11 protein-coding genes and 4 tRNA genes are annotated in these 12,247 nt (G+C 59.5%); 2 read left to right on the top strand and 13 right to left on the bottom strand.

Going from position 1 to position 12,247, the window contains the following annotated elements; genetic code table 11:
• Positions 1 to 219: 219 nt before the first annotated feature.
• Positions 220 to 296: transfer RNA gene (locus tag GV818_RS24670), tRNA-Val, on the bottom strand.
• A gap of 187 nt (positions 297 to 483) precedes the next feature.
• On the opposite strand from GV818_RS24670, the gene GV818_RS24665 reads away from it, so the two are divergent.
• Positions 484 to 1,767: an NAD(P)/FAD-dependent oxidoreductase gene (locus GV818_RS24665; RefSeq protein WP_161759187.1), complete on the top strand. Its 1,284-nt coding sequence runs from the start codon at positions 484 to 486 to the stop codon at positions 1,765 to 1,767.
• 206 nt (positions 1,768 to 1,973) lie between these two features.
• On the opposite strand, the gene GV818_RS24660 is transcribed toward GV818_RS24665, so the two are convergent.
• The 12 genes from GV818_RS24660 to truA form a co-directional block, all read right to left on the bottom strand.
• Positions 1,974 to 2,050, bottom strand: a tRNA-Asp gene (locus tag GV818_RS24660).
• A gap of 101 nt (positions 2,051 to 2,151) precedes the next feature.
• A tRNA-Asp gene (locus GV818_RS24655) sits at positions 2,152 to 2,228 on the bottom strand.
• Between the two features lie 59 nt (positions 2,229 to 2,287).
• A tRNA-Val gene (locus tag GV818_RS24650) sits at positions 2,288 to 2,363 on the bottom strand.
• Between the two features lie 168 nt (positions 2,364 to 2,531).
• On the bottom strand, positions 2,532 to 3,308 hold the full coding sequence (locus GV818_RS24645; protein WP_161777795.1) for an SDR family oxidoreductase: 777 nt from the start codon (positions 3,306 to 3,308) through the stop codon (positions 2,532 to 2,534).
• The gene (locus tag GV818_RS24640; RefSeq protein ID WP_161777794.1) at positions 3,305 to 4,516 is read right to left on the bottom strand and encodes an O-succinylhomoserine sulfhydrylase; all 1,212 of its coding nucleotides are present in this window, start codon (positions 4,514 to 4,516) and stop codon (positions 3,305 to 3,307) included. The genes GV818_RS24645 and GV818_RS24640 overlap by 4 nt, the downstream gene beginning before the upstream one ends.
• 36 nt (positions 4,517 to 4,552) lie before the next feature.
• On the bottom strand, positions 4,553 to 6,058 hold the full coding sequence (gene purF, locus GV818_RS24635; protein WP_161759184.1) for an amidophosphoribosyltransferase: 1,506 nt from the start codon (positions 6,056 to 6,058) through the stop codon (positions 4,553 to 4,555).
• Between the two features lie 41 nt (positions 6,059 to 6,099).
• On the bottom strand, positions 6,100 to 6,657 hold the full coding sequence (locus tag GV818_RS24630) for a CvpA family protein (protein WP_161777793.1): 558 nt from the start codon (positions 6,655 to 6,657) through the stop codon (positions 6,100 to 6,102).
• Positions 6,658 to 6,755: 98 nt separating this feature from the next.
• A complete protein-coding gene (locus GV818_RS24625) occupies positions 6,756 to 7,409 on the bottom strand; it encodes an SPOR domain-containing protein (protein ID WP_161777792.1) in 654 nt (217 codons plus the stop codon).
• Positions 7,393 to 8,700 (bottom strand): bifunctional tetrahydrofolate synthase/dihydrofolate synthase, encoded by a 1,308-nt coding sequence (folC, locus tag GV818_RS24620; RefSeq protein WP_161777791.1) that lies wholly within the window; start codon positions 8,698 to 8,700, stop codon positions 7,393 to 7,395. Before folC ends, GV818_RS24625 begins: the two co-directional genes overlap by 17 nt.
• The gene (gene accD, locus GV818_RS24615) at positions 8,697 to 9,617 is read right to left on the bottom strand and encodes an acetyl-CoA carboxylase, carboxyltransferase subunit beta (protein ID WP_161759181.1); all 921 of its coding nucleotides are present in this window, start codon (positions 9,615 to 9,617) and stop codon (positions 8,697 to 8,699) included. Before accD ends, folC begins: the two co-directional genes overlap by 4 nt.
• 259 nt (positions 9,618 to 9,876) lie before the next feature.
• Complete coding sequence (locus GV818_RS24610; protein ID WP_161777790.1) at positions 9,877 to 10,509, bottom strand: phosphoribosylanthranilate isomerase; 633 nt, start codon at positions 10,507 to 10,509, stop codon at positions 9,877 to 9,879.
• Between the two features lie 63 nt (positions 10,510 to 10,572).
• On the bottom strand, positions 10,573 to 11,397 hold the full coding sequence (truA, locus tag GV818_RS24605) for a tRNA pseudouridine(38-40) synthase TruA (RefSeq protein WP_178125100.1): 825 nt from the start codon (positions 11,395 to 11,397) through the stop codon (positions 10,573 to 10,575).
• Positions 11,398 to 11,625: 228 nt separating this feature from the next.
• On the opposite strand from truA, the gene GV818_RS24600 reads away from it, so the two are divergent.
• Positions 11,626 to 12,247 (top strand): M24 family metallopeptidase (locus GV818_RS24600; RefSeq protein ID WP_161777789.1); only part of this gene is annotated, 622 nt, incomplete at its 3' end.

Genomic DNA, 12,247 nt, shown 5'->3' with positions numbered 1-12,247 from the left:
TCTAGCAGTAGTGCCTGTCGAGTCCGGGACTTTCGGGGAGCGTCATCCACCCTCGACGCATCAACATCAAGACATCTATAGAGAAGAGAAATAAAACAGCCAGTGAGCCGTGATGCCAAAAGAAAAGGAGAGAAACAGCTAGCCCTTAAAAAACAAGCACAAAAAAGGGCGACCCTTTCGGATCGCCCTTCTAGACCGCCCAGCAGAGCGGATTTTGTTTGGTAGGCGCGATTGGACTCGAACCAACGACCCCCACCATGTCAAGGTGGTGCTCTAACCAACTGAGCTACGTGCCTGCTGTGAGGCGGCATTTTACGGAATTCCGAAGGGGTGTCAACATCTTTTTTGCAGCTAAGCCTATGAATATGCGAATTTTTTAATTTTTTGACTGCGAAGAAGTTTCCCAGCCCGTCTGGCAGCCCATTTGCAACTCAGGTAGCATCGGCGCACTCGTAAAATATATTAAACACATGAGGTCGCAGGATGGCGAACATTCCCTACCCACAGTCCTATTACGCCGCTTCCGCCAATGCGGCCCCAGAACGCCCGCCACTGCTAGGCGAAGTTGAAACCGATGTTTGCGTGATCGGTGCAGGCTATACCGGCCTGTCCAGCGCACTGTTCCTCCTGGAAAACGGCTTTCGTGTCACCGTCCTGGAGGCCGCCAAGGTCGGCTTCGGCGCATCCGGGCGCAATGGCGGGCAGATCGTCAACAGCTACAGCCGAGACATCGACGTAATCGAACGCAGCGTCGGCCCCAAGCAAGCGCAATTGCTGGGACAGATGGCGTTCGAGGGCGGCAGGATCATTCGCGAACGCGTGGCCAAGCATCAGATTCAATGCGACCTGAAAGACGGCGGAGTCTTCGCCGCGCTGACCAGCAAGCAGATGGGCCACCTGGAGTCGCAGAAGCGCCTCTGGGAGCGTTATGGCCATACTCAGCTGGAGCTGCTGGATGAGCGACGGATTCGCGAAGTCGTAGCCTGCGATCAATACAAGGGCGGCATGCTCGACATGAGCGGCGGTCATATCCATCCACTCAACCTGGCGCTGGGCGAAGCAGCGGCCGTGGAATCACTGGGCGGCACGCTCTACGAACAATCCCCGGCAATACGCATTGAGCGCGGCGCCAATCCCGTAGTGCACACCCCACAGGGCAAGGTCCGCGCCAAGTTCATCATCGTCGCGGGCAACGCCTACCTGGGCAATCTGATCCCCGAGCTAGCAGCCAAATCCATGCCCTGCGGCACCCAGGTGATCACCACCGAACCCTTGGGCGATGAGCTGGCCGCCAGCCTCCTGCCACAGGACTACTGTGTCGAGGACTGCAACTACCTGCTGGACTATTACCGCCTCACCAGCGACAAGCGCCTGATCTTCGGCGGCGGCGTGGTGTATGGCGCTCGCGACCCGGCCAATATCGAAGCAATCATCCGACCGAAGATGCTCAAGGCCTTCCCCCAACTGAAAGATGTGAAGATCGACTACGCCTGGACCGGCAACTTCCTGCTGACCCTGTCGCGCCTGCCGCAAGTTGGTCGCCTGGGCGACAACATCTATTACTCCCAGGGCTGCAGCGGCCACGGGGTGACTTACACCCACCTGGCAGGCAAAGTCCTGGCAGAGGCCCTGCGCGGCCAAGCAGAGCGCTTTGACGCCTTCGCCGACCTGCCCCACTACCCATTCCCTGGCGGCCAGTTGTTGCGCACGCCATTCACCGCGCTGGGGGCCTGGTACTACAGCCTGCGGGACAAATTCGGCTTCTGATAAGAAGCTGTTCCGCACCCACAAAAAAACCGCCTTACAGGCGGTTTTTTTGTGATCCATCGTTACCGCCAAGAACCGCGACAACCAGTACAAATCGCAGAAACAAAAAACCCCGGTCTTACGACCAGGGTCTTTGCTATCGATCCGAATCAAGCCTTCGACTTGCTTCGTTGCTTCAAGGCGTTCAGTGGGCCTTGAAGCTGATATGGCGCAGCGGACGGGACTCGAACCCGCGACCCCCGGCGTGACAGGCCGGTATTCTAACCGACTGAACTACCGCTGCGTATCGCTTGGACTTGCGTCCATGTGAACCGTTTAAATCGTCTGACTGACAAGCTTCGAGGCTTTTCAATCTCAAATCAGGCAAGCCTGACCTGGAAAATATGGCGCAGCGGACGGGACTCGAACCCGCGACCCCCGGCGTGACAGGCCGGTATTCTAACCGACTGAACTACCGCTGCGCGTCGGTTGGATGCTTCCGTGGAAGCTTCCATCTTTCTTGCGAAAGACACTCAAGAAGTGGTGGGTGATGACGGGATCGAACCGCCGACATTCTGCTTGTAAGGCAGACGCTCTCCCAGCTGAGCTAATCACCCTTTACTTCGTTGAGGCCGCGAAATTTACGCAGGTATCGAAGCTAAGTCAATAGCAGTATTGAAGTTTTTTTCAAAACAGCGGCAAATGGCATGCTTCAGACAACACTTAAAAACAACAGCCCCGGAGACACTCATCTCGCCGCCTGAAGCTTGAGGCTCGTCAGTGCCCTACCCCTGATAAATCATTTTCTTGCTCATGCCGCCGTCCACCACGAACTCCTGGCCGGTGACGAAACCTGAATTGCGCGACAACAGCCAAGCCACCATCGATGCCACATCCTCCACCGTCCCGACCCTGCCCGCCGGATGCTGGGCATGATCGGCATCGGACAACGGTTCAGCACGCCTCAATGCCGGATCACGCGCATCGATCCAGCCAGGGCTCACCGCATTGACCCGAACCTCCGGCCCCAGGCTGATCGCCAACGCGTGGGTCAAGGCCAACAGACCACCCTTGCTCGCCGCATAAGCCTCACTATCAGGCTCGGACTGGCGGGCCCGAGTAGAAGCCAGGTTGACAATAGCGCCACCATGGGCACGCAGATAAGGCGCACAGTGTTTGGCCAAGAGCATTGGCCCACCGAGATTCACCGCCAGCACGCGATTCCAATAAGACAGGTCCAGGCTTTCGAGGGTGATGTTGTGGGGGTCAGCCACCGCAGCGTTGCAGACCAGAGCATCCAGTCGCCCGAACTGCCCCAGCACCTCGGCGACACCCTGGGCCACCTGACCTTCGTCCGCCACATCCATGGTAATGAACCAGGCACTCTCCCCCAACACCTTGGCCACCTTGGAGCCGCGCTCCCGGTCCAGGTCGGTCAGCACCACTTGCCAGCCTTCGCTGATCAACCAGGCAGCAATACCCAGGCCAATGCCTCGTGCCGCACCGGTGACCAGCGCGACACGACCATTGCTGCCGTCCAGGGGCGTGGACAACTCAATCACAAGGCCGCCAACCCACGAGCCAGATCGACCTGCAGGTCAGCCACATCTTCCAGGCCGACCGCAACACGGATCAGGCTGTCACGAATGCCGGCGGCCTCACGCTCCTGCGGCGCCAAACGTCCGTGGGAGGTGGTGCTCGGATGAGTGATGGTGGTCTTGCTGTCACCCAGGTTGGCGGTAATTGAAATCAGGCGAGTCGCATCGATAAAGCGCCACGCACCCTCTTTGCCACCCTTGACCTCAAAGCTCACCACCGCACCGAAACCACGCTGCTGACGCTTGGCCAGCTCATGCTGAGGATGGCTGGCAAGACCTGCGTAATGCACCTTCTCGACGCCATCCTGCCGCTCCAGCCATTCGGCCAGGGCCAAGGCATTGGAACAATGCGCACGCATCCGCAGGCTCAGGGTTTCCAAGCCCTTGAGGAAAATCCAGGCATTGAACGGACTCAGGGTCGGCCCCGCGGTACGCAGGAATCCCACCACTTCTTTCATCTGCTCACTGCGTCCGGCTACCACTCCGCCCATGCAGCGACCCTGGCCGTCGATGAACTTGGTTGCCGAATGCACCACCACGTCCGCACCCAGCTTCAGCGGCTGCTGCAACGCCGGGGTACAGAAACAGTTGTCTACCACCAGCATCGCACCCTTGGCATGAGCCACTTCGGCCAATGCGGCGATATCCACCAGCTCAGCCAGAGGATTGGATGGCGACTCAACGAACAGCAGCTTGGTGTTGCTCTTGATCGCCGCATCCCAACCGGACAAGTCCGCCAGGGGCACGTAATCGACTGCCACACCAAAACGCTTGAAGTACTTCTCGAACAAACTGATGGTCGAACCGAACACGCTGCGCGACACCAGCACATGATCACCAGCACTGCACAGGCTCATGACCACCGAGAGAATCGCTGCCATGCCCGTAGCCGTGGCCACAGCCTGCTCCGCGCCCTCAAGCGCCGCAATCCGCTCTTCGAAAGAGCGCACCGTAGGGTTGGTGTAGCGGGAATAGACATTGCCTGGCACTTCACCGGCAAAGCGTGCGGCCGCGTCGGCGGCCGTACGGAATACATAGCTGGAGGTGAAGAACATCGGATCACCATGCTCGCCTTCCGGCGAGCGGTGTTGGCCGGCGCGCACCGCCAGGGTATCGAACGCTACGCCTTCAAGGTCGCTGTCCAGCCGACCGGCATCCCAATCCTGACTCATGCCGCCTACTCCTAATGTCTTCTTGAATGCTCTGGATCAGTTGTTGTACAGATCGATGATGGCGCTGACCGCCTGAGTCTTGACCTTCGAGGCATCGTTACGAGCGTTCTCGATCTTGGTCAGATAAGCCTCGTCGACGTCACCGGTGACGTACTTGCCGTCGAACACGGCGCAATCGAAGTTCTCGATCTTGATCTTGCCACCACCGACTGCTTCGATCAGGTCCGGCAGGTCCTGGTAGATCAGCCAATCAGCACCGATCAGGTCGGCCACGTCCTGGGTCGAACGATTATGGGCGATCAACTCGTGGGCGCTTGGCATGTCGATGCCGTACACGTTCGGGTAGCGCACTGCCGGAGCCGCCGAGCAGAAATAGACGTTTTTAGCGCCAGCTTCGCGGGCCATCTGGATGATCTGCTTACAGGTGGTGCCACGCACGATGGAGTCATCCACCAGCATCACGTTCTTGCCGCGAAACTCCAGCTCGATGGCATTGAGTTTCTGACGTACGGATTTTTTCCGCGCAGCCTGGCCCGGCATGATGAAGGTGCGACCGATGTAGCGGTTCTTCACGAAACCTTCGCGGAACTTCACACCCAGATGGTTGGCCAGCTCGAGGGCCGCAGTGCGACTGGTATCCGGGATCGGGATCACCACGTCGATATCATGCTCTGGCCGCTCGCGAAGGATCTTCTCCGCCAGCTTTTCGCCCATGCGCAGGCGCGCCTTGTACACCGAAACACCGTCGATGATCGAATCAGGACGCGCCAGATAGACATGCTCGAAGATGCACGGAGTGAGCTGTGGATTGGTCGCGCACTGACGGGTGTAGAGCTTGCCCTCTTCAGTGATGTAGACCGCCTCGCCCGGTGCCAGGTCGCGAATCAGAGTGAAGCCCAGTACATCCAGGGAAACACTTTCCGAAGCGATCATGTACTCCACGCCTTCGTCGGTATGACGCTGACCGAAAACGATCGGACGAATACCGTGAGGATCACGGAAACCGACGATGCCGTAACCGGTGATCATGGCCACTACTGCATAACCACCAACACAGCGGTTATGCACGTCGGTCACCGCAGCAAACACGTCTTCCTCGGTAGGCTGCAGCTTGCCGCGCTGGGCCAGCTCGTGAGCGAACACGTTGAGCAGCACTTCAGAATCGGAATTGGTGTTGACATGACGCAGGTCGGACTCGTAGATCTCCTTGGCCAACTGCTCAACATTGGTCAGGTTGCCGTTATGCGCCAGTGTGATGCCGTACGGCGAATTGACGTAGAACGGCTGGGCCTCGGCCGAAGTCGAGCTGCCTGCGGTCGGATAACGCACATGGCCAATACCCATGTGCCCAACCAGGCGCTGCATGTGCCGTTGCTGGAACACGTCACGGACCAGGCCGTTGTCCTTGCGCAGGAATAACCGGCCGTCATGGCTGGTCACGATACCGGCAGCGTCCTGGCCGCGGTGCTGGAGGACGGTTAGCGCGTCATACAGCGCCTGATTGACGTTCGACTTACCGACGATACCGACGATGCCACACATGCGACGCAACCCCTACTTAATGAAACTGAACTGAACCCGTCTTACTGAGGCGTTTTGGCCGGTAAGAGGTGCTCCTTGAACGGTAAATCAGCGGGTACGCTGATACCGCTGGCCAGCCACTGACTGCTCCACCCCAGAATGAGGTTCTTGGACCAGTCTGCAACCAATAGAAATTGTGGCACCAGTCGCGACTGTTGCCACCAGGAATCCTGCTGTACCGGCCCCAGGCTCAAGAGCCCGACCGCCACGACCACCAGCAACGCGCCACGCGCCGCGCCGAAGGCCATGCCGAGGAATCGATCGGTACCGGAGAGGCCGGTGACGCGAATCAATTCGCCGATGAGATAGTTGACCATTGCCCCCACCAGCAAGGTGGCGACAAACATGATTGCGCAGCCCGCAATCACGCGAGCCGAGGGAGTTTCGATATAACCGCCGAGGTACTCGGACAGTGAGCCACCAAACATCCAGGCAACGACCCCTGCGATGATCCAGGTAAGCAACGACAAGGCTTCTTTGACGAAACCGCGGCTCAAACTGATCAAAGCGGAGATGGCGATTATTGCAACGATCGCCCAGTCAACCCAGGTAAATGGCACAGTGCAGCCTACAGACGGATAAGGCGGCGCATTTTAACAGAGCGCTTGGCTGTCGGTAAGCTGCGATTCACTGTGCTTTTAAAATCAGGCAGATAGTCTCAGCCACGCTCTGGCTGGAAGCGCACCACGAAACCCTTGAGGTTCTGCTGACGCCCCAACAAGTCACGCAGGCGATCCGCTTCGGCGCGCTCGATCAGCGGCCCGACAAATACCCGATTCTTGCCTTCGGCCGAGCGGATATAAGCGTTGTAGCCCTGGCTGCGCAGGGTTTTCTGCAGTTTTTCCGCGCCTTCACGACTCGACAGGCTGGCCAACTGCACCGACCAACTGATGGACAAGCCATTGGCATCGACCCGGCTTTGGCTGGTGTCGGGCTTGGCCGTGGCCACCTGTTGCGCGGGCACCGGCGCAGGAGCAGGTTTCGGCGCAGGCACAGGCTTGCTCGCCACCACCGGAGCCGGCGCAACCACCGGCACGCTCGGGGCAATCGGCATCGAAGGTGCAGCCTGCTGAACCACCGGTTCATCAGCGGGCACCGACCCCTCAGGCAAGGCCTGCGGCTCAGGCACCACCACCGGCTCAACCTGAACCTGAGGCATGGCGGACGCCTGCGGCGCAGCCGGCACTTCAACTGCCACATGACGTTGCTCGTCCTCTCGCGAGAACAGCATCGGCAGAAAGATCACTGCCAACGCGATCAACACCAGTGCTCCAACCATTCGCTGCTTGTAGACGTTATCCAGCATTGCCATGTGCAGCTTCCTCCGTGGAGCGCCGGGCGAGCCACTCGAGCGCCTCGGCAACACAATAAAAAGATCCGAACAGCAGAATTTCGTCATCTGCAGTCGCTTGCACGCACTGCGCTTCCAAGGCTGCAGCCACACTGGAGTAGGACGCTACCGGGGCTCCAAGACTCTCCAGCGCAGCCTGCAGATCTTCCACAGGACGCGCCCGCGGCGAATCCAAAGGCGCCACCGCCCACTGCTGGACGGAAGCCCGCAAGCTGGCAACCACCCCCGGCAGATCCTTGTCCGCCAACAACCCAAACACCGCCAGGCGCCTACCGGCAATCGGCCGACGCGCCAGGCGCTCAGCCAGATACTGCGCCGCATGAGGGTTGTGCCCAACATCCAACAACAGATTGAGACGCTTGCCCTGCCAATCGAGTTGACGCCGATCCAGACGCCCGGTGACCCGAGTCTGCTGCAAGGCCGCACCGAGCTGTCCTGGCTGCCAAGGCAACCCCATCAACAGGTAAGCCTGCAAGGCCAGCGCCGCATTCTCCATGGGCAGATCGAGCAACGGCAGGTCCCGCAGTTCGACCTGATTGCCCTGAGCATCCAGACCACGCCACTGCCAGTGCTCTTCAGTGAACCCCAGATCGAAATCCCTGCCGCGCAGGAAAAGCCCGCAACCCAGCTCTCGCGCCTTGTCCAGCAGCGGTTGCGGCGGGTTCAAATCACCACACAGCGCTGGCGCACCCGAACGGAATATCCCAGCCTTCTCAAAGGCCACGGACTCACGGGAATCACCAAGATATTCAACATGATCGACGCCAATACTGGTGACCAACGCCAAGTCGGCATCCACCAGATTGACCGCATCCAAACGCCCGCCTAAACCGACTTCCAGGACCACCGCATCGAGGGCTGCGCGCTGGAACAACCAGAACGCCGCCAGAGTGCCCATCTCGAAATAGGTCAGGGAAACATCACCACGCCCCGCCTCCACCGCAGTGAAGGCTTCGCACAGCTGCTGATCCGTAGCTTCAACGCCGTTGAGCTGCACCCGCTCGTTGTAACGCAACAGGTGCGGCGAGCTGTAGACACCAACCTGCAGCCCCTGGGCTCGCAGCAAGGAAGCGACAAAGGCACAAGTCGAGCCCTTGCCGTTGGTGCCGGTGACCGTGATCACCCGAGGTGCCAGCTTGCCCAGCCCCATTTGGGACGCTACCTGTTGCGAGCGCTCCAACCCCATATCAATGGCTGCAGGGTGCAACTGCTCAAGGTAGGCGAGCCAATCACCCAAGGTACGTTGGCTCATAGGTTGGCTGGAGCCGGCGGAACCACGATTGGCTCGATGGGCGCATCCACGAACTCAGGCGTCGGCAGCCCCATCATCTGGGCCAGCAGGCTACCCAGGCGCGGACGCAGTTCCTGGCGGGAAATGATCATGTCGATCGCACCGTGCTCCAGGAGGAATTCGCTGCGCTGGAAACCTTCAGGCAGCTTTTCCCGTACGGTCTGCTCGATCACCCGCGGACCGGCGAACCCCACCAAAGCCTTCGGCTCGGCAACAATCACGTCACCCAGCATCGCCAGACTGGCGGAAACACCACCGTAGACCGGATCGGTCAGCACAGAGATGAAAGGAATACCTTCTTCGCGCAAGCGCGCCAGTACCGCCGAGGTCTTGGCCATCTGCATCAGGGAAATCAGCGCTTCCTGCATCCGCGCACCACCGGAGGCGGAGAAGCAGATCATCGGGCAGCGATTTTCCAGGGCATAATTGGCCGCACGCACGAAACGCTCACCGACGATGGCGCCCATCGAGCCGCCCATGAAGGAGAACTCGAAGGCCGATACCACTACTGGCATGCCCAGCAGGCTACCGCTCATGGAGATCAGTGCATCTTTCTCACCGGTCTGTTTCTGCGCTGCGACCAGGCGATCCTTGTACTTCTTGCCGTCGCGGAATTTCAGACGGTCCACCGGCTCCAGCTCAGCACCCAGTTCGGCACGGCCTTCGGCGTCGAGGAAGATGTCAATACGGGCACGCGCACCGATGCGCATGTGGTGATTGCACTTTGGACAAACATCCAGGGTCTTTTCCAGCTCTGGCCGATAGAGCACCGCCTCGCAGGACGGGCACTTGTGCCAAAGGCCTTCAGGCACCGAGCTTTTCTTCACCTCGGAACGCATGATCGAAGGGATCAGTTTGTCTACTAACCAGTTGCTCATGCTTTCTTTCTCCAGTACCGGCGGCCCGAACGCTCTGGTTCGCAACCCCGCGTATGCCCTTGAGCTAAATTCATGTGTGCGGCGATGATCAATTCGCTACCGCGGTCAGCACCTGGCTCGACCTGCCTGCAACGAACCTTTCCTCAGCCATCCCGGCAGCCCGCGATAGAGCGGTTGCCACTCGTTTCCGACCCCGCCTCAAGGCGGTGCCTGCCTGTTTTGTACAGTGGTGTTATGGACGGCGGCAGACTGCCAGCCGTCACATCGACTCACTGCTGCGATGCACCGCTTGCATGAATGCACGAATCTTTGCTTGATCCTTGATGCCCTTGCTCTGCTCCACGCCGCCACTGACGTCCACCGCATAAGGGCGAACCTGAGCGATGGCTTGAGCGACATTCTCTGCTGACAGGCCACCAGCCAGGATAATCGGCTTGCTCAATTCCCGAGGAACCAATGACCAATCGAAGGCCTCGCCGGTTCCCCCCGGCACGCCTTCGACATAAGTATCCAGCAGAATCCCGCTGGCCAGCGGATACGCCAGGCAAGCTGCGGCAATGTCATCCCCGGCCTTGACCCGCAGCGCCTTGATATAGGGACGGTGATACCCCTCGCAGTCGGCCGCCGACTCATCGCCATGAAACTGCAGGAGATCCAGCGGCACGGCATCGAGGATCTCGCCCAACTCGCAACGACTGGCATTGACGAACAACCCGACAGTGGTCACGAACGGCGGCAAAGCGGCAATGATCGCCCGCGCCTGCTGCACACTCACTGCCCGCGGACTTTTCGCATAGAACACCAGCCCTATGGCGTCAGCCCCCGCCGCCACCGCCGCCAACGCATCCTCTATGCGGGTAATCCCACAAATCTTGCTGCGAACGGCTGGCATGTCGTTTGAACCTCAGGGGCAAATCCGGAAAGTCCCGGATGGTAGCAAATGCTTTTCCGGGCGTCAGCCGCCAAGTTCCGAGAATCCGCTGAGGAAATGTGGCCCGATGTATCGCTCGGGCAACTGGAACTCATCCTGGTACTCGACTTGCACCAGATACAGGCCAAACGGGTGAGCCGTAACCCCGCCGGTGCGACGAGTGCGGCTTTCCAGCACTTCCCGCGCCCACTCCACAGGGCGCTCACCGGCACCGATGGTCATCAGCACCCCGGCGATATTGCGCACCATGTGATGGAGGAAAGCGCTGGCGCGAATATCCAGGACGATCATCTTGCCGTGCCGGGTAACACGCAGGTGGTGAATTTCCTTGATTGGCGACTTGGCCTGGCACTGCCCTGCCCGGAACGCACTGAAATCATGGGTACCCAGCAGGAACGCGGCGGCTTGAGCCATCCGCTCGATATCCAGCGGCCGATGGTTCCAGGTGACCTCTTCATTGAGATGAGCCGGACGGATCTGATCGTTGTAGATCACATAGCGGTAGCGCCGGGCGATCGCCTTGAACCGTGCATGAAAGTGCGCCGGCATCTCCTGAGCCCAACTGACACTGATGTCGTGGGGCAAGTTGATATTGGCCCCCATGACCCAGGCCTTCATCGAGCGCACAGCCTGGCTATCGAAATGCACCACCTGTCCGCAGGCATGCACGCCAGCATCAGTGCGCCCCGCGCAGGAAACGATCACCGGGGAGTCCGCCACCTTGGACAGGGCCTTTTCCAGGGTTTCCTGGACACTGGGTACGCCGGACGACTGACGCTGCCAGCCGCGATAGCGGGAACCCTTGTATTCGACACCCAGAGCGATTCGGGAAAAGCCTGCGGCCGCCATTTCGGCGGCCGCGTTATCTATATTTGCCAAGAACTTACAGCCTGCTGATATGCGCAAAGGCGCTCATTATAAGGCCGTCGAGAGCAGACGCCATGCGCTACCCGGGATTAGTTGAAGATCACTCCCCAGAGAGCGAATCGATGGAGAGATTGCATCAGCACCCGCAGCAACGCTATATAGGATTTTATATAACGATAAATAACGAGACACCTGATCGAGAGCCCATCAATGTTCGCCACCAACAAAGAAGCCGTGGGCCTGTCCTACAGCCTGGAAGGCATGCTTCACGCCAAACGCATGACCTGGGAAGCCATCGCGCAAATGGCCAAGCGGATCAGACCGGGCATGCACGAATCAGCCGCCCGGGAAATGGCACTTGAGGTATTGCAAGACCTGGGCATGGAGCGAATCTGGCACCCACTGCTGATTCGTTTTGGTGCCAACACCTTGAAAACCTTCAAGCAACGCTCCGACGGCGACCCGCAACTGGCGGAACACGATCTGTTCTTCATCGACCTGGGAATTGTCTGGGACCGCCATGAAGGCGATTGCGGCGCGACCTTCGTCATCGGCGAGGATGTCGAAATGCATGCCTGCGCTGCCGCCGCCAAAAGCCTGTTCGACCAGGTCCACGATCATTGGAAAACCCATCAGGTGGCCGGCCCCGAGCTGTATCGCTACGCCGCAGAACAGGCCCGCACCATGGGCTGGGTGCTCAACCTGGAGATCAAGGGACATCGGGTCAGCGATTTCCCCCATGCAATCTACCGTGCCGGGGACCTGGGAGACTTTGCCGACTGCCCGCAAGTCGGCCTATGGATCCTGGAGATCCAGATCGCCCACCCTACCC

The organism is Pseudomonas sp. Fl4BN1 (genome assembly GCF_009908285.1).
GTDB lineage: Bacteria > Pseudomonadota > Gammaproteobacteria > Pseudomonadales > Pseudomonadaceae > Aquipseudomonas.
The sequence above is the reverse complement of the archived record's forward strand: the minus strand, read 5'-3'. Positions and strand labels throughout refer to the sequence as shown.

Excerpts from the sequence above, each read along its gene's own strand:
- GV818_RS24665 (WP_161759187.1), top strand. The coding sequence starts at position 484 with ATGGCGAACATTCCCTACCCACAGTCCTATTACGCCGCTTCCGCCAAT.
- GV818_RS24640 (WP_161777794.1), bottom strand. The coding sequence starts at position 4,516 with ATGAGTCAGGATTGGGATGCCGGTCGGCTGGACAGCGACCTTGAAGGC.
- purF (WP_161759184.1), bottom strand. The coding sequence starts at position 6,058 with ATGTGTGGCATCGTCGGTATCGTCGGTAAGTCGAACGTCAATCAGGCG.
- GV818_RS24625 (WP_161777792.1), bottom strand. The coding sequence starts at position 7,409 with ATGGCAATGCTGGATAACGTCTACAAGCAGCGAATGGTTGGAGCACTG.
- folC (WP_161777791.1), bottom strand. The coding sequence starts at position 8,700 with ATGAGCCAACGTACCTTGGGTGATTGGCTCGCCTACCTTGAGCAGTTG.
- accD (WP_161759181.1), bottom strand. The coding sequence starts at position 9,617 with ATGAGCAACTGGTTAGTAGACAAACTGATCCCTTCGATCATGCGTTCC.
- GV818_RS24610 (WP_161777790.1), bottom strand. The coding sequence starts at position 10,509 with ATGCCAGCCGTTCGCAGCAAGATTTGTGGGATTACCCGCATAGAGGAT.
- truA (WP_178125100.1), bottom strand. The coding sequence starts at position 11,397 with ATGGCGGCCGCAGGCTTTTCCCGAATCGCTCTGGGTGTCGAATACAAG.